We start from the raw sequence: 26,348 nt of genomic DNA on the forward strand, positions 1-26,348 counted from the left end.
GGTGGAAAGGATGACAACCATGAAAGATATGCGTGTGTGGCTGGAGCGCACCGGCCTGGGACATGTGGCACTGCTGGCCGTGGTGCTGCTGGTGGTGTTCCCGCTGGCGCTCGATTCCTTCCGCCTGAACCTGGTGGGCAAGTACCTCTGCTACGCCTTTGTGGCCGTGGGCCTGGTCATGCTCTGGGGCTGGGGCGGCGTGCTGAGCTTGGGGCAGGGCGTGTTCTTTGGCCTGGGCGGCTATGCGATGGCCATGTTCCTCAAGCTCGAAGCCTCGGACAAGGCCAGCACCAGCATCCAGTCCACACCGGGCATCCCCGACTTCATGGACTGGAACCAGCTCACCGCACTGCCGCTGTGGTGGACGCCGTTCGAGCACCTGCCGTTTGCGCTGTTTGCCGTGGTGGCTGCGCCCGCGCTGCTGGCCTTCATCATCGGTTTTGCGATGTTCCGCCGCCGGGTGGGCGATGTCTACTTTGCCATCATCACCCAGGCCGTGGCGCTGATCCTCACGGTGCTGATCATCGGCCAGCAGGGCTATACCGGCGGCGTCAACGGCATGACCGACCTGCGCACCCTGCTGGGCTGGGACATCCGCACCGACAGCGCCAAGTACATCCTCTACTACGTCTGCTGCGGCCTGCTGCTGCTATCGGTCGTTGCCTGCCTCTGGATCCAGAAAAGCAAGCTCGGCACCCTGCTGCTGGCGATGCGCGACAAGGAAGACCGCGTGCGCTTCTCCGGCTATGACGTGTCGATGTTCAAGGTGTTTGTGTTCTGCCTGGCCGCTGCGATCTCGGGCATTGGCGGCGCGATGTTTGCGCTGCAGGTGGGCTTTATGTCGCCCTCCATCGTCGGCATTGTTCCCTCGATCGAGATGGTGATCTTTGCCGCCGTAGGTGGCCGCATGAGCCTGGTCGGGGCCGTCTACGGCGCGCTGCTGGTCAACTTTGGCAAGACCTATTTCTCCGAGACCTTCCCCGATCTGTGGATGTTCTGCATGGCCGGCCTCTTCATCGTGGTGACCATGTTCTTCCCCAATGGCCTGGCGGGCCTGTATGCCAGCAAGGTCAAGCCCATGCTGGCGCGGCGTGCCGCCAAGCCCGCCAGCCCGACCAGCCCGACCAGCCCAGTGGCCACCAGCACGGCCACCAAGCCCGTCACCACCACCGCCACCAGCAAGGCGCAGGAGCCGGTCAGCGGCAAGCCTGCGGCCGAAGGCGTCTGAACCAGGAGTGCGCAATGAGCAATACCGACTTTGCACTGGCGGTGGAGGGTTTGACGGTCTCCTTTGACGGCTTCAAGGCCATCGAGGACCTGACCCTCTATGTCGACAAGAACGAGCTGCGCGTGATCATCGGCCCCAACGGCGCCGGCAAGACCACCTTGCTGGACCTGATCTGCGGCAAGACCAAGGCCAGCAGCGGCAGCATCAAGTTCCAGAACCAGGAGCTGACGGGCATGGACGAGTACCTGCGCGTGCGCAAGGGCATCGGCCGCAAGTTCCAGACCCCGTCGATCTACGAGAACCTGTCGGTCTTCAAGAACCTGGAGGTCTCCTACCCCGAGGGGCGCTCGGTGTTCGGCGCGCTGCGCTTCAAGTGCACCGAGGCCGTGCAGCAGCGCGTGCAGGCCGTGGCGCAGGAGATCGGTCTGGACCATGTGCTGGAGATGGAATCGGGCCTGCTGTCGCACGGGCAAAAGCAGTGGCTGGAGATTGGCATGCTGCTGATGCAGGACCCAGAACTGCTGATGCTCGACGAGCCGATTGCCGGCATGAGCGCGCGCGAACGCGAGCTGACGGCCGAGCTGCTCAAGCGTATCTGCGTGGGCCGCTCGGTGATCGTGATCGAGCACGACATGGAGTTTGTAGCCCGCATTGCGCACAAGGTCACCGTCATGCACCAGGGCAAGATTCTGGCCGAAGGCTCGATGGAGGCCGTGCAGTCCGATCCCAAAGTCATCGATGTCTACCTGGGCCACTGAGGAGCCGCACATGCTGAAAGTCAACGATATCCACGTGGCCTACGGACAGAGCGAGGCGCTGCACGGCATCTCCTTCGAAGGCCGGCCCAACGAAACCCTGGCCATCATGGGCCGCAACGGCATGGGCAAGACCACGTTGTTCAAGGCGCTGATGGGTGTGCTGCCGCTCAAGAGCGGGGCGGTGCAGGTGGTGGGGCAGGACGTGTCACGCGACGAGAGCTATCTGCGCGTGGCCAAGGGCATTGCCTATGTGCCCCAGGGCCGCATGATCTTCCCGACCTTGAGCGTCGAGGAGAACATCGAGACCGGTCTGGAGAACGCCCGCGACCGCAAGATCCCCGACGAGATCTATGCGCTATTCCCGGTGCTGTGGGACATGCGCCGGCGCAAGGGCGGCAACCTCTCGGGCGGGCAGCAGCAGCAGCTGGCCATTGCGCGTGCGCTGGTCACCAACCCCAAGGTGCTGCTGCTCGATGAGCCCACCGAAGGCATCCAGCCGTCCATCATCAAGGACATCGCCAAGGCGCTCAACGAGATCCGCAAGATGCGCGAAATCACCATCGTAGTCTCCGAGCAGGTGCTGCATTTTGCGATGGATGTGGCCGACCGGCTCTTTGTCATCGAGGGCGGCCGCATCGTGCACGAGACCGACCGCGCCAACACCAACGAGGCCCACATCAAGTCCTATCTGTCGGTTTAGGTCCTTGCGCGGTCGGCCGCTGGCACTGCGCTGCCGGCCCGCATTTTTCTGTTTCATTGACTGCATCACAGGAGCTGCACATGCCCGAAACCCTGATCAAGGTTGATCTGTCCCAACCGGCCCCCTCCAACGAGAAGGTGCACAACCGCTGGCACCCCGATATTCCGATGGCCTGCTGGGTCAACCCCGGCGATGACTTTGTGCTGGAGACCTACGACTGGACGGGGGGCTTCATCCAGAACAACGACAGCGCCGACGATGTGCGCGATGTGGACCTGACCACGGTGCACTACCTCTCGGGCCCGGTGGGCGTCAAAGGCGCAGAGCCCGGCGACCTGCTGGTCGTGGACCTGCTCGACATCGGTGCCAAGGATGAGAGCCAGTGGGGCTTCAACGGCTTTTTCTCGCAGAAGAACGGCGGCGGATTCCTGACCGACCACTTTCCGTCCGCGCAAAAATCGATCTGGGATTTCCAGGGCATGTTCACCACCTCGCGCCACATCCCCGGCGTGCGCTATGCCGGCCTGATCCACCCGGGCCTGATCGGCACCTTGCCCGATCCCAAGATGCTCGAGACCTGGAATGCGCGCGAGCAGGCGCTGATCGACACCAACCCCGATGGCAACCTGGCCAACCCGCCCTTCATGGCGACGGCGCACATGGGGCAGCTCAAGGGCGAGGCACGCGACAAGGCGGCTGCCAGCGGCGCGCGCACCGTGCCCCCGCGCGAGCATGGCGGCAACTGCGATATCAAGGACCTCTCGCGCGGCTCCAAGATCTTCTTCCCGGTCTATGTCGATGGCGCCGGCCTGTCGGTGGGCGATCTGCATTTCAGCCAGGGCGATGGCGAAATCACCTTCTGCGGCGCGATCGAGATGGCCGGCTGGGTACACATGAAGGTGTCCATCATCAAGGGCGGCATGGCCAAGTACGGCATCAAGAACCCCATCTTCAAGCCCAGCCCCATCGTGCCGACCTACAACGACTATGTGATCTTTGAAGGCATCAGCGTTGACGAATCGGGCAAGCAGTACTACCTGGATGTGAACGTGGCCTACAAGCAGGCCTGCCTCAACGCCATCGAGTACCTGAAGAAGTTCGGCTACTCCGGCGCCCAGGCCTATTCCATCCTCGGCACCGCCCCGGTGCAGGGCCATATCAGCGGCGTGGTCGACGTGCCCAATGCCTGCGCCACCCTGTGGCTGCCCACGCAGATCTTTGATTTCGACATCAACCCGAGCGCGGCTGGCCCGGTCAAGTACCTGGACGGCAGCATCGATATGCCGATCTCGTACGACAAGTAAGACGAGCAAAACGCGCGTATGCGGGCCGCTGTGCCGGCCCGCTTTTATCTTTTTGTGCAGGAGACTGTGATGCCCACCTATGACTACGCCTGCCAGCACTGCGGCGCGTTCGACGCGCTGCGCCGCCTGGCCGACCGCAACCTGGCCTGCGCTTGCCCCCGCTGCGGCGCGGCCTCAGAGCGCGTCATCAGCCAGGCCCCGCGCCTGGCCTGCACCTCGCCCCAACAGCGCCGCGCCGCCGAGGTCAACGAACGCGCCCGCCATGCGCCGCGTATGTCGCGTGATACCGATCCTGCTGCGGGCAGCTATGGGCGGCTGCGGCATCCGAGTGGCTGTGGGTGTTGCACTAGTGGGGGCGCGAAAACTGGCGCAACTGCTGCAGCGGCGCAGCCGGCGCTCAAGAGCCAGATAGGGAACCGGCCCTGGATGATCAGCCACTGAGGGGCTTCGCTGAAGACGTATATGCACGCACACATGACGAGGTCGGATCGTTCAACGGAAGCCCTTTTGACTTTGGCGGCGCAAGCCCATCCATGCCGCTAACCCCAGCACGCCCAGTGACGCAGCACCTGCCGCCCCGAGCACCGGAACACGGGCCGGTGCTCGGGGCGGCTCTGGACCTATATCGGTATGGCTGCTTTGTTGGGAGGTGGGAATGGTGGTGATGCTGTCACCGCCAGTGCTATCAACCAAGGTAGTCGTTACCTCGCAGGTCCAGACCTGGTTGCCTGGTAGGGACATCGGGATGTTGGCCGATGCAGCGGGCCCGGGCGCTGAGCCGCTGGCATTGCCACCTGCGGAGCCGGTGCAGGTGACCCGGTACTCGCTCACTGCGTAGCCAGGGGGCATGGCTTGGGGCTCTTGCACGCTAACGCCGGTGGAGCTGATAGCCGTGATCTGAGCCGTGCGTTCAGGGTCGAAACCGAAGATGAAGAAGACCCCACCGTTGGAGGCGGGTGTGCTGTTAGTACCCTCGGCGTTGATACCTCCTCCGCTATTGCCGCTCGCTTCAAAAAACAGAAATTCGACCCGGTCTGGCGCGCAGGAATCGCCGGTAAAACCGCCCTCTGATCCATGCGCCGGTGGCGTTTGGCTGGCCGCGTTTGCTTGCAATGCAGTGCTGGCAGCATTGGCGTAAGTTCCGCCGTTTCCGCCACCGCCGCCACTGGGGCCATTGGGCGTGATGGGCTCTACATTGCCGCCGTTGCCGCCCGAGGCGGCAGCGAGGGTACAGACCTTGGTCAACGGAGTGCTGTCGTTGCGTGGCCTTCCCGCTTCTGCCCCCAATGGGCCTGCGCCGCCTCCCCCTCCGCCCCCGCCTGCGCGGATCCACATGCTGGTACCTGCAATGGTGAGCGACGAAGCTCCGCCACCGCCACCTCCGCCGCCGCCGTCTCCGCCAGTGCCTCCAGCGCCGCCTGCCCCGTCTCCCGAGCCGCCTTCACCTCCCGCTGTCGGTGTGTCTGAGCCATTGGCCCCTTGCTGTCCGGCGGTGCCAATCAAAAACTGCAATTGGGCATTAGGCGACACCTGCATGGCCCCGGCGACGGTGGCGCCATTCGCACCGGCTGCGCCGCCATCAGCGAGCCCAAGCGTTGGGGCTGCCAAACCACCTGCGCCTCCGCCGGCCCCATCCACCCGGATATTGACGATATTCATCCCCTGGGGTACCTGGCAACTGGTGGATTCGACGTAATAAGTGGCATCCTCGCAATCTGCAGCCAGCGCGTAAGGTGCTGCTGCGGCAAGCGCAAAGCCGGCTGCGGCGTAGCGAGTGCGATTGTGAAGCGACCGGCTCAGGCCTCCCTGTTTGGGTTTCCTTGGCATCTTGATTCCTTTCTGCACGTAAGCCGTGCGAAGCTGCTTGTTGCAGAACGCCTGCGGGCGGCAACGTTGATAAAGGCGTAGAGATAAAACCTCGGCGAGTGAGGCGGCGAGCAGCGCAACCAGGGGCACCTGGGGTGTGTGCCCTCCGGCGGTAGTGGGGCGTTGCAGATGCGCTCAGGAGCGGCTGCTTTGCATCGTGGTGGGCAGTGTTTCGATGGTTTCGCCACCCAAGCTATCGACCAAGGTGGCGCTGACTTCGCAGGCCCAGGACTGTGCAGCGGGTAATGACATCGGAACATGGGCCGTGGCTGCGGGCCCGGATGCCACTCCGCTTGCGCGGTCACCTGCCGAGCCGGTGCATGCCACCCGGTAGCTGCCCACCTCATAGCCAGGAGGCATGGTCTGGGGGGCTTGCACGGTGGCTCCTGTTCCGCTGATGGCAGAAATCCGGGCAGTGCGGTCAGCTGCGAAAGTGAAGATCAGGGACAGGCCGCCATGTGCTGCAGGTATGTTGGGGGCCGCTTCGGCGTTGATGCCACCGTTGGCGTTGCCCTCAGCCACAAAAGACAGCTCTTCAATGGGGGCGGAGTAGCAGGAATCGCCAGTGGTGCCACCCTGCGACCCGTGCGCTGGCGGCGTCCAGTTGGCTGCAGCGGCCTTGTGTGTGGTGGACGGCGCATCGCCATAGGTACCGCCATTGCCGCCACCACCGCCGCTGGCGCCCCCCTGAGAGACAGGTTCTACCTCGTCGCCGTCTCCGGCAGCGGAAGCAGCAGAGCTGCATTGATCGGACTGCACTACGCCTGCGCTTTGTGCAACCCCTTCGGCAAACCCCAGTACGCCACCCCCGCCTCCGCCACCACCGCCTCCTGCGCGCACCCACATGCTGGTGCCAGCTATGTTCAGCGATGAGGCGCCACCGCCGCCACCGCCACCGCCTCCATGTCGTCCGCCGCCGCCGGCGCCACCATGGCCATCGCCGGTGCCGCCCACGCCTCCCACAGTAGGCACTCCCATGGCATCCGCCCCTTGTTGCCCGGCCATGCCCGCGCGCAGGTGTAATGTGGCACCGGGTGACACCTGCACAGCACCCGCGACGGTGGCACCTTTTGCACCCCTGGCGCCCCCGTAACCCAGTCGAAGTGGCGGGTAGGGCGACCCACCGGCCCCACCGCCTGCGCCATCCACTCTGAGGTTGACGATGTTCATGCCGCTGGGAACGGTGCAGGTGGTCGCTTCGGTGTAATAGACCTCATCCACACAATCCTGCGCCTGTACCTGTTGGGAAGCGCCGATCAACGCACAACTGGTGGCCAAACTGAAGGTGATTTTTTTTAGCGATCGGCTAAGGCTATTAGTAGATTTTGGCGGCATCGCAATCCTTTCTGCACGCTGATCGTGCGGTAACCAATTCTCTTGGTATATCCGGATGCGATATTAAACTCTATTTGTTTTATTGAGGGATGGCGAGACGCTTTATTACGGTGGTGGATGGTGGGGTTGCCGATGAATAGTGATTTTTGATCATTTTTCTGTGAGTGGGAATTACTGGTGATCAATATGGTAAATAATCCTTGCAGTTATCCTATGCCCGCAAGTTTTCGCAGCTGAGCGGGCGGCGCTCATGGTTGCTACAGCGTAGCCAGTGCTGTAGGCGACAGAACGCAGCTCTGGGTTCGGCATTGTGGCGGCGTTGAAAAGCGCCATGGCTCGGCGTGGGGGAAGCGGTTGTCATTCGGAATCCGCGTTTTAGGGCTGGTGCATGCCAGGTATTCGGTATGCGTTTTATGGATATTTGTGACATGCAAGGTAACTGATTTTTAAATTGCTTTAATCCATAGCCATAGATGCACGGTAAATGCTTTTAGGACATCGCAATACGCCTGCCCAGGGCTGATTGCGAACCGGGTGTATCACCGCATGGGTTACTGCCGTTGATTATTGGCAAGTCAACCACTGAGGGTGTGCGGTGGATAGCTTTCACGCCAAAACGGGTCGTCCATAGATGCTGGTCGTGATCCATGCGGCATTTATCCCCCTATTCGCCGCAGATGCTGCAGTGAATGGCGAGCGTGACCATAGGCTGGCGGATGCAAAAAATGCCTCTCTGGCACGAATAAGCGCCAGAGGGGGTTTGTTGGTTGCGTGATCACCAACCGGTAATCGGCCAGCAGTTCGTGTGCGTCTGCATGCTTCTCAAGAGGACATTGCATCGCTACTCGATCCACAAGTCCGTGAAAACGAGTTTGAAATGGTTGAGGCCAACTTCCTGGCGCAAGGTGAAGTGCTCTTGCTCAAGAACGGCGAAGCGCTGACCACCTCTTTGGGTGCTGTCAGTGGCGATTCAAGCAATGAGCCCTGGTTACGCTATGGCGCAGAGATTGAGATTTCCGTGCGCTACCAGGATTTAGAAGGGCGCAAATACCAATCCAAGCTGCCGCTGAAGGTATATGCCAGAGAAGGTTTTGGTGGCGGCATTTGGAGATCTTAAGAAAAACGGCCACGCAACCCAAAGGCGCGTGGCCGTTTTGCGCACTCAGCGTGCGTTGTCTCCAAAGCGCTCAGTCGTAACTCCGCGCATCCTCAATCACCTTGCCATCATTGGGCAGCTCACCCGGGCGCAGCAGCGCGATATCGGCGCGCAGCTTGGTGATGTCGCGCACGGCGTCGGCGATCTGTTCGGCCAGGCCGGCGCCCAGCTCGGTGGTTTCCACCTGCAGGCTCATCTGGTCCTGGGCCATGGCGCCGCTGACAACCAGGCGCGCCTTTTGCACCTGGGGAAAGCGTTTGACGACTTCGGCAATCTGGCCGGGGTGCACAAACATGCCGCGCACCTTGGTGGTTTGGTCGGCGCGGCCCATCCAGCCCTTGATGCGGGTGTTGGTGCGGCCGCTGGGGCACTGGCCGGGCAGCACGGCTGAGAGGTCACCGGTGCCAAAGCGGATCAGCGGGTAGTCGGTGTTGAGGGTGGTGACGACCAGCTCACCGACCTCGCCTTCGGCCACCGGGTCGCCGGTGCCGGGGCGCACGATTTCGACAATCACGTTCTCGTCCAGCACCAGGCCTTCGCGCGCCTCGGTCTCGTAGGCGATCAGGCCCAGGTCGGCGGTGGCATAGCACTGGTAGGCGGCCACGCCCCGGGCGCTGAACCAGTCGCGCAGCGAGGGGGGGCAGGCCTCGCCGGAGACAAGCGCCTTGGTCAGCGATGCAATGCGCTGGCCCTGGGCTTCGGCCTTCTCCAGGATGATCTTCAAAAAGCTGGGCGTGCCGATGTAGCCATGGGGGTGCAGATCGGCCATGGCTTGCACCTGCTGCTCGGTCTGGCCGGTGCCGGCGGGGAAGACGGTGGCGCCCAGCGCCTGGGCGCCTGACTCCATCATCGAGCCGGCGGGCACAAAGTGGTAGCTGAAGCTGTTGTGCACCAGCTCGCCGGCGCGAAAGCCGGCCGCATAGATGGCGCGGGCCATGCGCCAGTAGTCGGGGCGCTGGCCTTCGGGTTCATAGATGGGGCCGGGGCTGGCAAACATGCGCGGCATGGCGCTGCCAAACGGCGCGGTGTTGAAGCCGCCAAAGATGGCGCGGCCCGGGTGCTGGGCGCGCTCGGCCTTTTGGCGCTCCAGCAGCTCATGCTTGCGGGTCACGGGCAGCTGCGCCAGCGCCGCGCGGCTGCTGATGCTGGCGGCATCGATGCCCTGCAGGATGCTGGCAAAGGCGGGGGAGTGTTGCTGGGCGTGCCGAATCTGGGCGGGCAGGCGGGCCATCAGATCGGCTTCGCGGGCAGCTGGGGCGCGGGACTCCAGATCGTCGTAGTGCTGGCTCATGCGGGTTCTCCGGGACGTGTGATCGGTATTTTTGAGGGCGAATCTGCCGCAGACGCCGGCATCTGGGCATCAGCCGGCGCGGTAATTGGTGCGTTGAAGCAGTGCGGTCAGGCCAGCCAGCGTTTTCTGCGCTTGTAGCTCTTGACGTCCTTGAAGCTCTTGCGCTCGCCGCCACCCATGCCCAGGTAGAACTCCTTGACGTCCTCGTTGTTGGCGAGGTCCTTGGCGGCGCCGTCCATCATGATGCGGCCGCTCTCCATGATGTAGCCGTAGTCGGCGTACTTCAGCGCCATGTTGGTGTTCTGCTCGGCCAGCACGAAGGTGACCTTCTCTTTCTGGTTCAGGTCCTGCACGATGTTGAAGACTTCTTCAACGATCTGCGGCGCCAGGCCCATCGAGGGCTCATCGAGCAGCACCAGGCGCGGGTTGCTCATCAGCGCGCGGCCAATGGCGCACATCTGCTGCTCGCCGCCCGAGGTGTAGGCCGCCTGGCTGGTGCGGCGCGTCTTGAGGCGGGGAAAATAGTTGTAGACCTTGTCCAGGTTGGCGGCGATCTCGCCCTTGCTGGTGCGGGTATAGCTGCCGGTGAGCAGGTTCTCTTCGATGGTCAGGTGGGCAAAGCAGTGCCGGCCTTCCATCACCTGCACAACGCCGCGCTTGACCAGGTCCGACGGGGTCAGCGCTTCGATGCGCTCGCCTTCGAGCTCGATGCTGCCCTTGGTGACTTCGCCGCGCTCGCCCTTGAGCAGGTTGGAAATGGCGCGCAAGGTGGTGGTCTTGCCGGCGCCATTGCCGCCCAGGATGGCCACGATCGATTCGCGCGGCACCGACAGCGAGACGCCTTTGAGCACCAGGATCACATGGTTGTAGATCACCTCGATGCCGTTGACGACCAAAAGCGGCGCTGCTGCGGATGGGGTGGAAGCTGTTTGCGGGGAATCGGTCATGCCGTCACCTGATCTCTCAACAAAATGGAGGGTGGGCGGCCCCGGGGAGCGGGCGCCTTCCGCAGGGGAGGGCGCCAGGGGCCTGCCACGAGAGGCCCCGGGCCACAGAGGCCCAGGGACCACGCAGCCTTAGCTGCAGGAACGTGGCGTCACGTTCTTTTCCTTGGCGTACTTGTCGGCGTATTCCTTGACCAGCGGGTCGATCAGGCTCTTGTCCGATTGGTACCAGTCCGAGGTGACGTTGAACTTGCTGCCGTCCCAGGTGGCGATACGCGCCCAGTCGGCACCGAGGTGGTTGTCACAGCTGGTCTTGAAGGGGCGGATGATCTTGCCAAAGCCCAATTCGTTCAGGCGTTCCTGGGTCATGTTCATGTTCTCCAGGCCCCAGCGCACCTGCTCGGAGGTCATGACCTTGCCCTTGCCGTACTTCTCTTGCGCGGTGCGGATGGCTTCGACCTGCAGCATCGCGATCATCATGCCGCGCGTGTGTGCCAGCTGGCCCAGTTCCTTGGGATCGGACGCGGTGCCCTGGCCCTTGTCGTATAGCGTGGCCTTCACCTCGTCATGCACCTTGTCGCGCTCGCCGGTGTTGTGGATGGTGACGGTGTTGTAGCCCTTGGCGCCGGCACCGATGTCCTTCACGTCATGGTCGGAGCCGCCCCACCAGATGGCGTACATCTTCTCGCGGGGGTAGCCGGTGGCCTGGGCTTCGCGCACGGCGGTCGGCGTCATCACGCCGGCCGACCACAGCAGCACATAGTCAGGGCGGTTCTGGCGGATCTGCAGCCAGGTGGACTTCTGCTCCACGCCCGGGGCGGTCACGGGCAGCAGCATCAGCTCAAAGCCTTCCTTGGCGGCACGCTTTTGCAGCAGCGGGATGGGCTCCTTGCCATAGGGCGAGTCGTGGTAGACCAGGGCGATCTTCTTGCCCTTGAGGTTGCCCTTTTCCTTCTTCAGGATGTCCTGCACGATGGAATCAGCAGCGGTCCAGTAGTTGCCCAGCAGCGGGAAGTTCCACTCGAACACCTTGCCATCGGCCGATTGCGACAGGCCATAGCCGGGGGTGATGACGGGCATCTTGTCGCCCGCGGCCTTGTCGGTCACCGCGAAGGTGATGCCGGTCGATTGCGTGTCAAAGCCGGCAGCGCCACCGTCGCGGCCCTTGAGGCGCTCATAGCATTCCACGCCCTTGGCGGTGTCGTAGGCGGTCTCGCACTCTTCGAACTTGATCTTCACGCCGTTGATGCCGCCCTTGGCATTGACGAGCTTGAGGTAGTCCTGCTTGCCGTCACCCCATGGGATGCCCAGCGGCGCGAACTGGCCGGTGCGGTAGACCAGCAGCGGAACAAATTGCTCCTGGGCTTGTGCGGCTGGGGCAGCCATCATTGCGCCCAGACCCAGGGCTGCCGTAGCAGCGGCGATCACAGCTTTCTTGAAAGACATGGTTCTATCTCCTTAGGGTTGTTGGGGCTGGTGACCCCCACTTGCGAACACTCTGCGTTGCTCTCTCTTAAAAAACTCTCAATGCGGGAACGGCCACAGACGCAGCTTCTGGCGGGCCGTGGCCCACAGCTTGGCCAATCCATGGGGCTCGACAATCAGGAAAAACACGATCAGCGCGCCAAACACCATGTGCTCCAGGTAGGTGGCGGTGGCGGTGGACAGCGGCAGACCCAGCCAGTGCGGCACCTGGGTCAGGAAGATGGGCAGCAGCACAAAGAAGGCGGCGCCAAAGATGCTGCCGACGATGGAGCCCAGGCCGCCGATGATGATCATGAACAGCAGCTGGAAGGAACGGTCCAGGCTGAAGGCGGCAGGCTCCCAGGCGCCCAGGTGGACAAAGCCCCAGAGCGCACCGGCAATGCCGACGATGAAGCTGCTGACGGCAAAGGCCGAGAGCTTGGCGTACATGGGGCGGATGCCGATCACGCTGGCGGCCACATCCATGTCGCGCATGGCCATCCACTCGCGGCCGATGGCGCTGCGCACCAGGTTCTTGGCCATCAGGCCCAGCACGCAGAGGATGACCAGGCAGAACAGGTACTTCTGCACCGGCGTCTCGATCGGCATGCCGAACACCGACAGCTTGCCGGCGCTGACCGAACCGGACGAGGAGTAGTTGCTGACCCAGGCGGCGCGGCTGGTGATCCAGTCCATGAAGAACTGGGCCGCCAGGGTGGCCACGGCCAAGTACAACCCGCGAATGCGCAGGCTGGGCAGGCCAAACAGCACGCCGACCAGCATGGACACCAGGCCGCCACCGATCAGCGACAGGATCAGCGGCATGCCTTCAAAGCGCACATGGAAGTTGTAGGCCGCGTAGGCGCCGGCTGCCATGAAGGCGCCGGTGCCCAGCGAGATCTGGCCGCAGTAGCCCACCAGGATGTTGAGCCCGATGGCGCCCAGCGACATGATCAGGAAGGGGATCAGCACCGCCTTGAAGGTGTAGTCGCTGAAGCCAAAGGGCACCAGCACAAAGGCCACCAGCAGCAGGGCGAGCATGGCCCACTTGTCCTGCAGCACCGGGAAGATCTGCTGATCGGCCGCGTAGCTGGTCTTGAACTGGCCATTTTCACGATAAAACATAGGTCAGTCTCCGTTTACACGCGGTCAATAATTTTGTCGCCAAACAAACCTTGGGGACGGAACAGCAGGAAGCACAGCGCCAGACCGTAGGCGAACCAAGTCTCGATGCCGCCGCCCACATAAGGGCCCAGGTAGACCTCGGAGAGCTTCTCGCCCACGCCGATGATCAGACCGCCGACGATGGCGCCGGGCACGGAGGTGAGGCCACCCAGAATCACAACCGGCAAGGCCTTCAGGGCGACCAGGGACAGCGAGTACTGCACACCCAGCTTGGAGCCCCAGATGATGCCGACCACCAGCGCCACGCAGCCAGCCACCGACCAGACGATGACCCAGATGCGCGAGAGCGGAATGCCGATGGACTGGGCGGCCTGGTGGTCGTCCGCCACGGCGCGCAGGGCGCGGCCGGTCTTGGTCTTTTGGAAGAACACGCTCAGCACCAGCACCAGCACCGCGGCAATGCCGGCGGCATACAGGTCTTCCTGGCTGATCAGCACGCCGCCCTGGAACAGGCTTTCCATGACGAACATGGGGTCCTTGGGCATGCCCACATTGATGCTGTAGACGGCCGAGCCAAAGATCATCGGGCCCAGGCCGTCGAGGAAGTAGGCGATACCCAAGGTGGCCATCAGCAGCGCGATGGGTTCCTGGTTGACGAGGTAGCGCAGCGCAAAACGCTCGATCGCCCAGGCCACGCCGACCATGATGACCATGGCGACGACGAGCGCCAGCGCAATGCTGAGCACACCGGGCTCCATGCCCAGCCACTTCGGAATCCATTCCGAAAAGCGGGCCATGGCCAGTGCGGCGAACAGCACCATCGCGCCCATCGCGAAGTTGAAGACGCCCGAGGCCTTGAAGATCAGCACAAAGCCCAGCGCGATGAGCGCGTAGAGCATGCCCACCATCAGGCCACCAAACAAAGTTTCAAGAAAAAATGCCATTGCGGTCCCCTGGGGTCTGTGCTCAGTGGCCTGCGCCCAGATAGGCGCGGATCACATCTTCGTTATTGCGGACTTCTTCGGGCGTGCCATCACCGATCTTCTTGCCGTAATCCAGCACCACCACGCGGTCGGAGATGTCCATCACCACGCCCATGTCGTGCTCGATCAGCACGATGGTGGTGCCGAACTCGTCGTTCACATCGAGGATGAAGCGGCACATGTCCTGCTTTTCCTCGACGTTCATGCCGGCCATGGGCTCGTCGAGCAGCAGCACCTTGGGCTCCATCGCCAGCGCGCGGCCCAGGTCGACCCGCTTTTGCAGGCCGTAGGGCAGCTGGCCCACGGGTGTCTTGCGGAAGGCCTGGATCTCCAGAAAGTCGATGATGTGCTCGACAAACTCGCGCTGCTGGATCTCCTCGCGCTGGGCCGGGCCCAGGCGCAGCGCCTGCATCAGCAGGTTGCTTTTGATCTTCAGGTTGCGGCCGGTCATGATGTTGTCGATCACGCTCATGCCCTTGAACAGCGCCAGGTTCTGGAAAGTGCGGGCCACGCCCATCTCGGCGACCTGGCGGCTGTTCATGTGCGCAAAGGTCTGGCCGCGAAAGCTGATGGCGCCTTCCGAAGGCGTATAGACGCCGTTGATGCAGTTGAGCATGGAGCTCTTGCCGGCGCCGTTGGGGCCGATGATGGAGCGGATCTCATGCTCCTTGACGTTGAAGGAGATATCCGTCAGCGCCTTGACGCCGCCAAAGCGCAGGCTGATGTTCTTGATGTCAAGAATGACGTCACCGATTTTTTTGCTCATGGGTGGCTTTCTCTTGGCTGGGCGCTCAGGCAACCGACTTCAGCGGTGCGAAGGTCTTGCTGTCGGCGATCTTCAAGGTGGCGCTGACGCTGCCGGTGCGGCCGTCTTCGAACTTCACCTGGGTCTCGATGAACTGCTCGCTGCGCCCGGCGTAGAGCGCATCGACCAGCACGCCGTACTTGTCGGCGATAAAGCCACGGCGCACCTTGTTGGTACGGGTCAGCTCGCCGTCATCGGCATCGAGCTCCTTGTGCAGGACCAGGAAGCGCGTCACCTGGCTGCCGGCCAGCATCGCATCGGTGGCCAGGTCGGCATTGACCTTCTCGACGCAGTTCTGGATCAGGGTGTAGACCTGCGGCTTCTGCGCCAGGTCGGTGTAGCCGGCGTAAGGCAGGTTCTGGCGCTCGGCCCAGTTGCCCACGGCCTCGAAGTCGATGTTGATCATCGCGCAGACCTTCTCGCGCCCATCACCCAGGGCCACGGCCTCCTTGATGAAGGGGAAGAACTTGAGCTTGTTCTCGACATACTTGGGCGCAAACATTGCGCCGTCGTTGCTGCCGCCCTTCAAGCGGCCCACGTCCTTGACGCGGTCGATGATCTTGAGCTGGCCGCTCTTGTCCATGAAGCCGGCATCGCTGGTGTGGTACCAGCCGTCTTCGCTCAGCACCTCGGCGGTCGCCTTGGGGTTCTTGTAGTACTCCTTCAACAGGCCGGGCGATTTGACCAGGATCTCGCCGTTCTCGGCCATCTTGATCTCGACGCCGCGAATCGGGTTGCCCACGGTATCGGCAAACACCTGGTTGTCGGGCTGGATGCAGACGAACACGGCGGTCTCGGTCGAGCCATAGAGCTGCTTGAGGTTGATGCCGATCGAGCGGAAGAAGCTGAACAGATCGGGGCCGATCGCCTCACCGGCCGTATAGGCCACGCGCACGCGGCTGAAGCCCATGTTGTTGCGCAGCGGGCCAAACACCATCAGGTCGCCCAGCTTGTAGCTGATCTTGTCGAGCAGGCTCACCGGCTTGCCATCGCGCAGCGCCGGGCCCACGCGCTTGGCCACCGCCATGAAGTGGTGGAACATCTTGCGCTTGAGAAGGCCCGCGTCTTCCATGCGGATCATCACGCTGGTGAGGATGCCTTCGAACACGCGCGGCGGCGCAAAGTAGTAGGTGGGGCCGACTTCCTTGAGGTCGATCTGCACGGTGGCATTGGACTCGGGGCAGTTCACCACATAGCCGCAGGCCAGCCATTGCGAGTAGCTGAAGATGTTCTGGCCGATCCAGGCCGGGGGCAGGTAGGCCAGCACTTCCTCGCCATGGCCGAGCTTTTCAAACTCGGCGCCGGCCGAAGCGCTCTCCAGCAAGGAGCTATGCGTGTGCACCACGCCCTTGGGGTTGCCGGTGGTGCCGGAGGTGAAGAACATCGCCGCCACATCGCCGTTCTTGGTGGCATCGACCTGCTGCTGGAACCAGCCGGGGTTGGCCGCCACAAAGGTCTCGCCGCTGGCGATCAGGCTGTCGAGCGAGGCCAGGCCGGGCTCTTCGTAGTTGCGCAGGCCCCGTGGGTCGTCGTAGTAGACATGGCTGATCTGCGGGCAGTGCTCGCGCAGCTCCAGCAGCTTGTCGACCTGCTCCTGGTCTTCTACCAGGCAAAAGCGCACCTCGGCATTGTTCAGCGGGAACACGCATTCGGCCGCTACCGCATCCTGGTACAGCGGCACAGGGATGGCGCCAATCGACTGGGCGGCCAGCATGCTGGCGTAGAGCCGGGGGCGGTTGGCACCCATCAGCACCAGGTGCTCGCCGCGCGCCAGGCCGGCTTGCGACAGGCCGGCGGCGATCTTGGCGACCATCACGGCCAGCTCGGACCAGCTGTAGCTTTGCCAAATGCCGTATTCCTTTTCACGCAATGCTGCGGCCTCGGGCCGATTGGCAGCGTGCTGCAGCAATAGCTTGGGAAATGTCGTTGACATGGTTGTCTCCTATGCCGTTTTTTGTAGATCACAAGTGCCATGCCTTGCGTCCTGTTGAAACCGAATGTAGGTTCAGCTTTGACGTTGTTTTGTCTTTATGACGACAATCTGCGGGAAAACGCTGTAGGTACTTTCCTGCGGCCTGCCGATTTGCCGTGCATGTGCGCGTGGCGCAGCCTTGGCGCTGCGCCAGGCAGTGGGGATGCAGGGAGACGCGCAGGTGCTGCGGTATTGGAAGACGGGGCCCGAAGCCAAATGCGCCATGCCGAGAGGGGCAGGGATTCGGAGGGCGGGCCGCCCTGCTGCGGGCGCAGGGGCGGCAAGGCCATGCAGGGTGGGAGGGCGCGGGCCCCAGCCCCTGCAGGCGCGGAATGCTTAGAGCAGTTCCTGGATCATGTCGATGTACTGCTGCTTGGCATCATCCTGCGCCATGCCCTTGCACTGGTTCCAGGCGTTCCACTTGGCCGAGGCGACAAAGTCGGTAAATCCTGGCTTGGGCTCGTTGTTGTCGCCATGTGCGCCTTGCTTGTACAGCCCGTAGAGCTTCAGCAGCGTCTGGTTGTCGGGGCGCTCGCTCATGTTCAGGGCGGCTTCCTTGGCGGCTTCAAAGGCGGTGTTCAGATCGGACATGGGGACCTCTTGGGGTTGGGTTAAGGGGCGGAGCGCAAGGCTGCCAGTGTAGCTGCGGCCGGCGTTGGTGGCGGACTATGGGCGGCCTATGCCGGCGCTTGGCTGCACTTGAAAAGCACCGGTGTAGGGTGTGTGCACGACATGGATGGTGACCAGGGGCTGGCCCTCGCGCATGTCCTTGGGGACCTGGCGCGAGTAGGTGAATTCGGTGGTATTGACCACCTCCATCTTGCGGCGCAACTGCGTGCCGTTGTCGGACACCGTGTGCTGGTACTGGCGATCGCCGGTAAAGAAGAACCAGCCGGCGCCGCCTTGCTGGCTGCGCGAGCGGCCGGTGGCAGGGTCAAAGTATTCGTAGCGGTTGCTGCAGGCATCCCAGAGCGAGATGCCGACGACGCCGGGGTAGCGCTCCACCAGGTTGCTGCTGCGGTCATCGCCTTCGTAGACGGCGGTGGTGAGCCAGGTTTTGCCGGCCAGCACCTGGGCGTCGGGCGATGCTGCAGCGCAGGCAGGGGCGGCAAGCGCATGGCCAGGGACCAGCAGTGCGGCGGCCAGCGCCAGGGCAGCGAAGGTGGGGGAGTGGGGGCGGTTCAGATCGGACATGGCAAATTCAGTAGTCATTGAGCGATGAACGCTCCAGTCTAGCGGGCCGCCTGTTGCGCAGGGCCTACTTGCTGCGCAGGTGACAAGTGCAGGGCCAACCCTGGTAGCACCCCCCTTTGCAGCCTGTGCGGCCTCGTGCATTCTTGGCCGCCATGAGCCCGCATGCCTCTCTCTACCAACGCCGCCGTGCCCCGCATGCTGCGGAAGTGGCCGATATCCCGTGGATCCCTGTTCTGCAGCCCGCCGAGCGCGACTATGCCGTGCGCCAGCTGATGGTGACCGAGGCCGAGCCGGGCGAGTATGTCTGCCGCGTGGGCAAGCCGGTGACCTACTGGTTTGGTGTCATCGAGGGCCTGCTCAAGATGAGCGCCGAAGACAGCGAGGGCCGCACGATGACCTTTGCCGGCCTGCCACGCACGGGCTGGTTTGGCGAGGGCACCGCCCTCAAGCGCGAGATCTACCGCTACGACATCCAGGCGCTGCGCAAAAGCTCCGTCTGCGGTATTCCGGTGGATGCCTTCCACTGGCTGCTGGACCATTCGCTGGGCTTTAACCGCTTTGTGATGCACCAGCTCAACGAGCGGCTGGCGCAGTTCATCAGCGCCCGCGAGATTGACCGCTTGAACCGCCCCGAAGAGCGGGTGGCCCGCACCTTGGCTGCGCTGTTCAACCCGGTGCTCTGCCCGGGGGTCAGCGATGTGCTGCGCATCACGCAGCAGGAGCTGGCCTACCTGGTGGGCCTGTCGCGCCAGCGGGTGAACGAAGCCCTGGCCGCCTTGCAGCACCAGGGCTTTATCCGTATCGAATACGGCGGCCTGCGGGTGCTCGATCTGCAGGCCCTGCGCGGGCAGGGCTGGCTGGTCAAGCCCCAACGGGCGGATTTCGATCTGTAGCCTTTAGGGCTTGGTGGCCGGTGCGGCTGGCGCGTCGGGGGTTGCCCCTGCAGGTGGGGGTGCTGGCATCGAGCCGCCGGGTGTGGTGTTGTCCGGCGTAGCGCGTGGCATCGGCGCATTGGAGGCGCCCTTGTCGCAACCGCTCAAAGCCGCAACGCCCAGGACCAGGGCAGCAGCGGGCAGCCAGTACAGCGCATGGCGCGGGCTACGTTGGGTAGTGGTGGACTTCATTGTTATCTCCTCAAAAATGAATAAGCCCATGCTACGCCTCAATAACTGCTGCTTTTAAGGGCGTTTGCACTGCTCACATCTATACGCATTCCGATGCATATTGCGCCAGCCCGCATGGGAAGGGGCTTGGCGGGCTGTGATGGCCAGTGATAGCGGCAGGGAAGAGGCTGCGCATGACCATCGGGGGGGGGATTGACGTAAGTAAGGGGCCAAGTTGTAAGCGCTGCTGAAAAAAAGGCAGGGCGCCAGCCCTTGTTTGTGCACAGGCTTATCCACAGCTGCCATAGCCGTGCGCCCCGCTTGGAATGGCAAGACACGCGACAATAGCGGGCTATGTCAAATCCCCGCTCTCCAGCTGATTCGCCTGCCGCCGACGATGGCGAAGGCCGTAAAAAACTCACCCTGATCCGCAAACCCGCGCCCGCTCCCGTCGCGCGCGGCCGTGACGGAGGGCCGGGTGCGGACCGTCCGCGTTCAGCTGGTGGCCCACGCCCTACAGGGCCCCGTGCTGGCGGCGACAGCCGATTCAGCGACAACCGAGGCGGTCGTGATGGCCGTGATAGCCGCGATGGTCGTGACGCGCGCGACGGCCGGGCTGAGCGTGGCAGCCGGGATAGCTGGCCCGGCCGCGACAGCCGCGACGGCGGTTTTGGCCGTGGCGAGGCACTTGATGGTGGCTATGGCCAGGAGCGCCGTTTTGGCGACCGCGCTGATGGTGGCCGCCGTGACGATGCACGCCCTTACGCAGGTCGCTCCGATGCAGGTCGCCCCTCCGCCGGGCGCCCTTATGCCGGGCGCGGTGACTTTGTCTCGGTAGGTGCCGGATCGCGCGATCCGCGCCAGGATAGCCGCCGCCCCGCAGGCCCCCGCCAGGATGACCGTCGCAACGAGGGCCCACGTGGCTTTGGCCCCCGCTCGGACGGCCCCCGCGAGGGCGGCCCCCGCTCCTTTGGCGCCGGCCCACGCCAGGATGGCTTCCGCTCGGAGCGTCCACGCGACGAAGCACCACGCCGGGACGGCCCACCGCGCCGGGATGCCCCGCGCCGCGAGATGCCGTCCAACGTCTGGCGCGCCGATGCGCCCCAGCGCACAATGCAGACCGCCAAGGCCCAGGCCCAGAATGAGCAGCTGAAGGCCGAAGGCCAGGTGCGCGTGAACAAGCGCATGTCCGACCTGGGCCTGTGCTCGCGCCGCGAGGGCGATGCCTGGATCGAGAACGGCTGGGTGCTGGTCAACGGCGAAGTCGCGACGATGGGCCAGCTCGTCGAGCTGACCGACAAGATCGAGATCCGGCGCGAGGCGCAGGATCTGCAGGCCCAGCAGGTGACGATTCTGATCAACAAGCCCATGGGCTATGTCAGCGGCCAGGCCGAAGACGGCCATGAGCCAGCGGTGGTGCTGGTCAACCCGTCCAACCACTGGCGCGAGGACCACAGCAAGACGCGTTTCAACTTCAGCCAGCTCAAGGGCCTGGCGCCTTGCGGCCGTCTGGATATCGATTCGGTCGGCCTGTTGGTGATGACCCAGGACGGCCGCATTGCCAAGCACATCATTGGCGAGGATTCCGAGGTTGAGAAGGAATACCTGGTGCGTGTGACTTATGGTGCCGTCGAGCAGGATGTGCAGCAGCACTTCCCCGAAGACAAGCTGGCGCTGCTGCGCCACGGCCTGTCCCTTGATGGTGAAGCCCTGCTGCCGGCGGGCGTGGAATGGCAAAACCCTGAGCAGCTGCGCTTTGTGCTGCGCGAAGGCAAGAAGCGCCAGATCCGCCGCATGTGCGAGGCCGTGGGCCTGTTTGTGGTGGGCTTGAAGCGCATCCGCATCGGCAAGGTGGTGCTGGGCAATCTGCCAGTGGGGCAGTGGCGCTACCTGGGCGAGAACGAGCAGTTCTAAGCTGACGCTCAGCCGTTCTCGTTACGAGGGCGGTGGCTTGAAAGCCCTCTCCGGCCTGACGGGTCTGGGAGGGCTTAGTTTTTGGCGATAGGCGGTTTCTGCGGGCGGGCCGCTGCAATGCCGCGGGCCATGCGCGCATTGCGCACCGCCGCCAGGCTCAGGCCCAACTGCGCGGCCACATCGGCATCGGATGCGGTGCCCAGCAGCATCACCTCGTTAGGTTGCCAGCTGTGCTGGCTTTGTTTGCCCCGGCTGCTGTCCTGCGGTGCTATGCCCAGCGCCCCGCGCTTGGCCACCACGCTGGCCTTGCTGATGCCCCATTGCGTGGCCAGGCTGGCATCGCTCTCCTGGCCCAGCGCGGCCAGCATCTCCGGCGTCCATTCCACATGGCCAAAGGCGGCAATCCCCAGGCTGTTGCGCTTGAGGTTCACGGTCTTGGCGCTGGTGCCCCAGCGCTCGGCCAGCACCGCATCCTTGTCGGTCCCCAAGGCGGCCAGCATCTCGTCGGTCCATTGCAGGCTTGCGCGTCCCATGGGGCCTCCTTATGCCTGGGCCAGCGCTTGCTCGGCAGCAGCGGCCAGGGCCAGCAAGTTGGCATCCTGCATGCGCGCGCCCACCAGCATCAGCCCCACCGGCAGGCTACCGGCCACGCGCGGCAATGGCAGCGAGATGGCGGGCAGGTCGTAGAAATTGAAGATCGAGGTGTTGCGCAGAATCAGCGCATTGGCGGCGAAGAAGGCGCTGTCGTCTTCCAGCAGCGGCGCAATGGCTGGCGCGGTGATGGCGATGGTGGGCAGCAGCAGCAGGTCCACCTCCTGCATGGCGGCATCCATCCTGGCGATCCATTGCTGGCGCTGTTGCAGCAGCTGGATGTAGTAGGGCGCCGTCAAGGCGCGGCCCTTGTCCATGCGCGAGAGCACGCGCGGGTCAAAGGCATCGCGCGTATCCACCAGCGCCTGCTGGTGGATGGTGGCAGCCTCGGCCGCAATCAAGGTGCCCTCGCTTTGCAGCTGCGCGGGGGCGGCCATCAAATCCTGCCAGGCCAGCTTGCGGATGCTGGCGCCTTGGGCCTGCAAGCTGGCGATGGCCTGCTCGGTCTGGGCCAGCACCTCGGCGCTGCAATCGGTCCAGGGCAGGCCCTGGGGCAGGCCAATGCGCAGGCCTTGCAGGCTGCGCGGGGGCAGGGCTTGGGGGATGGTGCCGGCCATGATGGCATCGGCGGCCGCGCAATCGGCCACGCTGCGGGCCAAGGGGCCTAGCGCATCGAGGGTGTAGGACAGCGGAAAAGCCCCGTCGCGCGAGACCCGCGCCTGCGTGGGCTTGAAGCCGGTGACGCCATTGAAGGCGGCGGGGATGCGCACCGAGCCGCCGGTGTCCGAGCCAATGGCGATATCGACCAGGCCCCGGCCGACGCTGACCCCGGCACCCGACGAGGAGCCGCCGGGGATGTGCAGCACATCGGCGGCATTGCCCGGGGTGCCGAAATGGGGGTTGATGCCCACGCCCGAGAACGCGAACTCCGTCATATTCGTCTTGCCGACGATCACCGCGCCGGCAGCGCGCAGGCGTTGTACCACTGGCGCATCGTGTGTGGCCGGGGCGCTGTGGCGGCGCATTTTCGCGCCGGCGGTGGTCACCTGGCCTGCCACATCGAGCAGGTCCTTGATGGACACGAGCTTGCCGTCCAGCGGGCCCAGCGACAGGCCGCGCGCTGCGCGCTGGTCTGCGGCCTGCGCGGCCTCTTGGGCGGCTTCTGGGTAGAGCTGGGTGAAGATGCGCTGCGCCTCGTCGCCCAGCGAGTTCAGGGTCTGCAGGCTCTGGGCAAGGCGTTCGGCGCTGGTGGGCATGGCGGAATCATTCAAAAATCTGATGGGATTGCCATCGTAACCAATTACCAGGGGCTGCTGAGGCTGCTGCAGGCTCCACCTCAAGGCACGGACGCGGTAAAGCTCAACTGCCCGCTGTAATTGCCGGCGGTACGGCTGACGCTGTTGTCGTAGGCGAAGGTCCAGTTGGCCGTGCGGATGGTGACCAGGCTGTTGACCGTGCCAGTGCCACCCCCGGTGACGTTCACGCTGGTGCCAGTGCCGGTGGCCGGAATGGTGGGCGCCGGCAGCGCCGAGTCGCTGCTGGTCGCGCTGATCACGTTCATCGGTAGGGTGTTGCTGCCGCTGGTCAGCGCCGTGGTGACGGTGGCAAACACGCTGACCTGGCCGCCATTGCTGCGCACCTCCACAGGTAGCACGTTGCCGCTGGCGGTGACGGCGAATGGGGGCGCTGTGCCGTTCCAGTTGACGGCGGTGTTGTTGCCGTTGGCAGGCGTGGTGGGTACCGCCGGTATCGTCGGGCTCAAACTAAAGCCCACCAGTGAAGTGGTGCCGCCCGGTGTGGGCCAGGCGCCATTGCCGATGCGGAAAAACACATACTTGTCGATCTGGATGGCAAAGTTCAGCGCCACTGCCGGGGTGGTGCGCGGCAGGTTGCCGGTGCCGGAGCTGGCACTGCCCGCTTGCGCAACGGCACCCAGCGCCGTCAGCGCCACCGGCAGCAGCACCTGGCGCATGATGATCAGTGGGCAGCGCTGCGTGCTCATTGGAAATCCGCATTCAGCTTGAAGCTGCCCTTGTCCCAGTCCAGCAGGCCACTGGCCTTGATGGGGTAGCTGGGCTGGATGGCGGGCTGGCCATCTTCGCCCTTGGGGACCAGGGCCAGGTGGCGGGTCTGGCCCGGCATGATGGGTGTGCCTTCCACCGCCAGCGTGAAGTCGCGGCCTTTGGCATCCTTGGCGTCCACCGTGCCTTCGAGGCGGCCATGGGCATCGCCGCTGTTGCGCACGGTGATGGAGGGGCTGCGCTTGCCGGCCATCTCGCGCATGCCGATCTGCTGGACTTCGAGCTTGGGCTCGGCGCCACCCAGCATCACATAGACAGCCACGGCAATGCGGCCGGTCACTGGCAGGCTCAGGCTGGCGCCCCCGCTCTGGATGATGGTCTGCTGGGCCGGCTCCACCCCTTCAATGGCGATCATGAAGCGGCATTCGCCACGCGGCGCATCGGCCGGAGGTGTGATCTGGAAGCGGAAGGCCTGCTTGGTCTGCGCCGGTATCTTGACGCTGCGGCGCTCCAGCGCCACCCAGGGGCGGCAGCTGCCGGGCAGCAGCTCGTCGTGGTAGCTGATATGGCCCTCGGCCGAGTAGCTCCAGTCCAGGGTGCGTACCGCCAAGGCGGTGGCGGCCGAGCCCAGGTTGTGCAGATCGATGGACTGGCCAATGCGCTCGCCGTTTTTGGCGCTCAGCTCAAAGCGCGAGGGGGATATCGCCATCTCGAACGGGGCGGCCTGGGCCAGGCAGGCGGCCAGGGACAAGGCCAGGGACAGCGGGTGGCGGAAGAAGCGGAAAAGGGTCATGGCTGGGTCTCTATTTCAAAATAGGATTCAAAGCGCAGGCTGCCGCCCTGGCCCATCTGCAACTGGCGCTGGTCCAGGCGCAGCTGCAGGTCAAAACTCTCGGTGATCCAGGGCGCGCGCACCACGCCGCTCCAGACCAGCACACGGTCGCCGGGCCGGCCCATGCCGCCCTGGAACAGGCCGCCGCTGCGCCACTGCACCTGCATGCCCATGGGCGAGCGCAGGCCGGCTACCGCCAGGGGGATGACGTAGTAAATGCGTGCCTGCCTGCCCATATAGGGGGCGGTGGCCAGGCGGTATTCCACATGCCCGAAAGGCAGGCTGATGGTGTGCGGGTCCAGCATCTGCGCATTGCGAAAATCCGAGTTGATCTGGGGACGTGGGGAGCTGGAGTCGTCCAGCCGGGTGGCCTGGGCATGGGCGCCTTGGCCGCAGGCGCCGGCCATGGCCAATAGAGCAGCACCACAGTAAAGGCGAAAGCTGGGCATGGACCCGTCTCCTTATTCCATGGATGCGGTGAAATACACCGTGCCCCGGTAGGTACCTGCCGGGTAGAACGTGTCGTTCGCATAGCTGAATGTCATGCGTGTGGCATTCAGGTTCCGAGACTGGTAGGTCCAGGTGCCCAGACAAAGGACGATGATGGGTATTGAGCAGAAGCTGGCATTGGCATTGAAGCTGGCCAGCTGCTGGTTGGTGGCGCCTGTGAACTGGCCGCTCTGGATATCGCCGGCCGCCGAGCCGCTGCTGTTGCTGACTGTCCAGCTGATCTTGCTGAACGGGATGACGGTAGTGCCGCAAGGGCCACTTTGGCAGACCAGTCCGGCGCTGGAATCCACGCGCAAGGTGACCGGCCGGGCAACTTCCGAAGCCACGAAAGGGCGCACTGGTGTGACCGAGATATCGATGGCCGGCGATCCGGTCACTGCCGTAGGTGTGAGTCCGGCATTGTTGCCCGAGACATTGAACTGCACGGTATCCGTCCCGGAGGCCGACCCCACCTGCAGCGACAGCGCATAGTTGGTGGTGGCTGCGCTGTCGTTGACCGTGATGATGACAGCGTTGGCGGGGCCCATGGTGCCGCAGGCGAGCAGCACCAGCCCCGCACTCAGCGGTGCGCATGCTGCCTGCAGGACAGCACGCGCGGCGGTGGTTGCGTCGCGCTGGGGCATCAGACGCCTGTGGCCGTGTAGGTGACCGAGCCGGTGTAGGTGCCGGCGCTCCATGCGGTGGCCGTGCCGGTCAGCGCATAGGTCCAGGTGCCACTCAACAAGGTGTTGGGGGTGAGCGTGGTGGATGCGCAGGCGCCCAGGTTGGCTCCGGGATGGGGCACTGGTGTGGCGCCTGCGGACACGACGGTGAAGTTGGCGTTGGGTGGGCCTCCGGTAGCGGGGCTCCATGCACCCACGGCGCAATTGATGTTGGCGGTGCCGGCGTTGGTCCAGGCAGACACCGCCAGCACATTGCCTGCGGGAGTGACCGCCACGGTGGGCGCGGTCCCATCCCAGGGCACCTGAACGTTGTTGGCCGTGGCCGTGGGCGTGGTGCCGGGGGTGGGCGGGATGGTCAGCGCTGCGGTCCAGGTGACGGTGTCCTGAAGCGCATTGCTGGAGCCCACCTTGAGCAGGATCAGCTTGGGGATGACCACGCTCAGGTTGACCTTGGCGGTGGCGGTCACCGTGCCGGTGCCGGCCGAGGAGAAACCGTATTGGCTCTCCGCCAGGGCATGGCCGGCGTAGGCCAGCGCCAGGGCAGATCCCAGCGCCAATGCTTTCAATTTTGGGTGTTTCATGGTTTGAGT

The 26,348-nt window shown here is 64.1% G+C and carries 27 protein-coding genes; 8 read left to right on the top strand and 19 right to left on the bottom strand.

Translation table 11 applies throughout. The features are described 5' to 3' along the window. The first annotated feature begins 19 nt into the window (after positions 1–19). The 5 genes from urtC (at position 20) to LPW39_RS01960 (ending at position 4,431) form a co-directional block, all read left to right on the top strand. The gene (urtC, locus tag LPW39_RS01940) at positions 20–1,228 is read left to right on the top strand and encodes an urea ABC transporter permease subunit UrtC (RefSeq protein WP_230770884.1); all 1,209 of its coding nucleotides are present in this window, start codon (positions 20–22) and stop codon (positions 1,226–1,228) included. Between the two features lie 14 nt (positions 1,229–1,242). Beyond that, positions 1,243–1,986 (top strand): urea ABC transporter ATP-binding protein UrtD, encoded by a 744-nt coding sequence (urtD, locus tag LPW39_RS01945; protein ID WP_230770886.1) that lies wholly within the window; start codon positions 1,243–1,245, stop codon positions 1,984–1,986. Positions 1,987–1,996: 10 nt separating this feature from the next. Next, a complete protein-coding gene (gene urtE / locus LPW39_RS01950; protein ID WP_230770887.1) occupies positions 1,997–2,686 on the top strand; it encodes an urea ABC transporter ATP-binding subunit UrtE in 690 nt (229 codons plus the stop codon). Between the two features lie 80 nt (positions 2,687–2,766). Continuing rightward, a complete protein-coding gene (gene fmdA / locus LPW39_RS01955; protein ID WP_133855171.1) occupies positions 2,767–3,990 on the top strand; it encodes a formamidase in 1,224 nt (407 codons plus the stop codon). 69 nt (positions 3,991–4,059) lie between these two features. Further along, the gene (locus LPW39_RS01960) at positions 4,060–4,431 is read left to right on the top strand and encodes a zinc ribbon domain-containing protein (RefSeq protein WP_230770889.1); all 372 of its coding nucleotides are present in this window, start codon (positions 4,060–4,062) and stop codon (positions 4,429–4,431) included. A 51-nt stretch (positions 4,432–4,482) separates the two neighbouring features. On the opposite strand, the gene LPW39_RS01965 is transcribed toward LPW39_RS01960, so the two are convergent. Both LPW39_RS01965 and LPW39_RS01975 read right to left on the bottom strand, forming a co-directional pair. Further along, on the bottom strand, positions 4,483–5,649 hold the full coding sequence (locus tag LPW39_RS01965) for a hypothetical protein (RefSeq protein WP_269075732.1): 1,167 nt from the start codon (positions 5,647–5,649) through the stop codon (positions 4,483–4,485). A gap of 342 nt (positions 5,650–5,991) precedes the next feature. Further along, entirely contained in the window at positions 5,992–6,834 is an 843-nt protein-coding gene (locus LPW39_RS01975; protein ID WP_269075733.1) for a hypothetical protein, read from the bottom strand. 1,162 nt (positions 6,835–7,996) lie between these two features. Between LPW39_RS01975 and LPW39_RS01985 the strand changes: the two genes are divergently transcribed. Beyond that, positions 7,997–8,308, top strand: a complete 312-nt coding sequence (locus LPW39_RS01985; protein WP_230770894.1) for a hypothetical protein — start codon at positions 7,997–7,999, stop codon at positions 8,306–8,308. 70 nt (positions 8,309–8,378) lie between these two features. Here LPW39_RS01985 and LPW39_RS01990 read toward each other — a convergent pair whose 3' ends face one another. The 9 genes from LPW39_RS01990 to LPW39_RS02030 form a co-directional block, all read right to left on the bottom strand. Then, positions 8,379–9,638 (bottom strand): phenylacetate--CoA ligase family protein, encoded by a 1,260-nt coding sequence (locus LPW39_RS01990; protein WP_230770896.1) that lies wholly within the window; start codon positions 9,636–9,638, stop codon positions 8,379–8,381. Between the two features lie 107 nt (positions 9,639–9,745). Continuing rightward, complete coding sequence (locus tag LPW39_RS01995) at positions 9,746–10,585, bottom strand: ABC transporter ATP-binding protein (RefSeq protein WP_021028666.1); 840 nt, start codon at positions 10,583–10,585, stop codon at positions 9,746–9,748. 129 nt (positions 10,586–10,714) lie between these two features. Then, positions 10,715–12,028 (bottom strand): ABC transporter substrate-binding protein, encoded by a 1,314-nt coding sequence (locus LPW39_RS02000; RefSeq protein WP_230770898.1) that lies wholly within the window; start codon positions 12,026–12,028, stop codon positions 10,715–10,717. Between the two features lie 78 nt (positions 12,029–12,106). Continuing rightward, positions 12,107–13,171: a branched-chain amino acid ABC transporter permease gene (locus LPW39_RS02005; protein WP_133855167.1), complete on the bottom strand. Its 1,065-nt coding sequence runs from the start codon at positions 13,169–13,171 to the stop codon at positions 12,107–12,109. Between the two features lie 14 nt (positions 13,172–13,185). Further along, on the bottom strand, positions 13,186–14,115 hold the full coding sequence (locus LPW39_RS02010; protein WP_133855166.1) for a branched-chain amino acid ABC transporter permease: 930 nt from the start codon (positions 14,113–14,115) through the stop codon (positions 13,186–13,188). A 22-nt stretch (positions 14,116–14,137) separates the two neighbouring features. Further along, a complete protein-coding gene (locus LPW39_RS02015; RefSeq protein ID WP_133855165.1) occupies positions 14,138–14,920 on the bottom strand; it encodes an ABC transporter ATP-binding protein in 783 nt (260 codons plus the stop codon). Positions 14,921–14,945: 25 nt separating this feature from the next. Beyond that, the gene (locus tag LPW39_RS02020) at positions 14,946–16,892 is read right to left on the bottom strand and encodes an AMP-dependent synthetase/ligase (RefSeq protein ID WP_230770900.1); all 1,947 of its coding nucleotides are present in this window, start codon (positions 16,890–16,892) and stop codon (positions 14,946–14,948) included. A 375-nt stretch (positions 16,893–17,267) separates the two neighbouring features. Then, positions 17,268–17,522, bottom strand: coding sequence for an acyl-CoA-binding protein (locus tag LPW39_RS02025; protein WP_021028674.1), 255 nt, complete (start codon positions 17,520–17,522; stop codon positions 17,268–17,270). A gap of 75 nt (positions 17,523–17,597) precedes the next feature. Beyond that, positions 17,598–18,143: a DUF4822 domain-containing protein gene (locus tag LPW39_RS02030; RefSeq protein ID WP_230770902.1), complete on the bottom strand. Its 546-nt coding sequence runs from the start codon at positions 18,141–18,143 to the stop codon at positions 17,598–17,600. A 134-nt stretch (positions 18,144–18,277) separates the two neighbouring features. Here LPW39_RS02030 and LPW39_RS02035 point away from each other — a divergent pair, with 134 nt between their 5' ends. Then, positions 18,278–19,018, top strand: coding sequence for a Crp/Fnr family transcriptional regulator (locus tag LPW39_RS02035; protein ID WP_021028675.1), 741 nt, complete (start codon positions 18,278–18,280; stop codon positions 19,016–19,018). A 3-nt stretch (positions 19,019–19,021) separates the two neighbouring features. Here the strand turns inward: LPW39_RS02035 and LPW39_RS02040 are convergent, their stop codons facing one another. Next, entirely contained in the window at positions 19,022–19,249 is a 228-nt protein-coding gene (locus tag LPW39_RS02040; protein WP_230770903.1) for a hypothetical protein, read from the bottom strand. A 333-nt stretch (positions 19,250–19,582) separates the two neighbouring features. On the opposite strand from LPW39_RS02040, the gene LPW39_RS02045 reads away from it, so the two are divergent. Continuing rightward, positions 19,583–21,142 carry a pseudouridine synthase gene (locus LPW39_RS02045; RefSeq protein ID WP_230770905.1) on the top strand — a complete coding sequence of 520 codons (1,560 nt, stop codon included), beginning with the start codon at positions 19,583–19,585 and terminating at the stop codon, positions 21,140–21,142. A 74-nt stretch (positions 21,143–21,216) separates the two neighbouring features. Here LPW39_RS02045 and LPW39_RS02050 read toward each other — a convergent pair whose 3' ends face one another. The 7 genes from LPW39_RS02050 to LPW39_RS02080 form a co-directional block, all read right to left on the bottom strand. Then, entirely contained in the window at positions 21,217–21,675 is a 459-nt protein-coding gene (locus tag LPW39_RS02050; protein ID WP_230770907.1) for a hypothetical protein, read from the bottom strand. 9 nt (positions 21,676–21,684) lie between these two features. Next, positions 21,685–22,989, bottom strand: a complete 1,305-nt coding sequence (locus tag LPW39_RS02055; protein WP_230770909.1) for an amidase — start codon at positions 22,987–22,989, stop codon at positions 21,685–21,687. Between the two features lie 80 nt (positions 22,990–23,069). Then, positions 23,070–23,735: a hypothetical protein gene (locus LPW39_RS02060; RefSeq protein ID WP_230770911.1), complete on the bottom strand. Its 666-nt coding sequence runs from the start codon at positions 23,733–23,735 to the stop codon at positions 23,070–23,072. Next, positions 23,732–24,547, bottom strand: a complete 816-nt coding sequence (locus LPW39_RS02065) for a fimbrial biogenesis chaperone (RefSeq protein WP_230770913.1) — start codon at positions 24,545–24,547, stop codon at positions 23,732–23,734. The genes LPW39_RS02060 and LPW39_RS02065 overlap by 4 nt, the downstream gene beginning before the upstream one ends. Then, positions 24,544–25,035, bottom strand: coding sequence for a hypothetical protein (locus tag LPW39_RS02070; RefSeq protein WP_230770915.1), 492 nt, complete (start codon positions 25,033–25,035; stop codon positions 24,544–24,546). The genes LPW39_RS02065 and LPW39_RS02070 overlap by 4 nt, the downstream gene beginning before the upstream one ends. A gap of 12 nt (positions 25,036–25,047) precedes the next feature. After that, positions 25,048–25,719 (bottom strand): hypothetical protein, encoded by a 672-nt coding sequence (locus LPW39_RS02075; protein ID WP_230770916.1) that lies wholly within the window; start codon positions 25,717–25,719, stop codon positions 25,048–25,050. Then, on the bottom strand, positions 25,719–26,339 hold the full coding sequence (locus tag LPW39_RS02080) for a hypothetical protein (protein ID WP_230770918.1): 621 nt from the start codon (positions 26,337–26,339) through the stop codon (positions 25,719–25,721). Before LPW39_RS02080 ends, LPW39_RS02075 begins: the two co-directional genes overlap by 1 nt. Positions 26,340–26,348: the final 9 nt, after the last annotated feature.

Origin of the sequence: Comamonas koreensis (genome assembly GCF_021026195.1) — a bacterium.
GTDB classification, from domain to species: Bacteria; Pseudomonadota; Gammaproteobacteria; order Burkholderiales; family Burkholderiaceae_C; genus Comamonas; species Comamonas koreensis.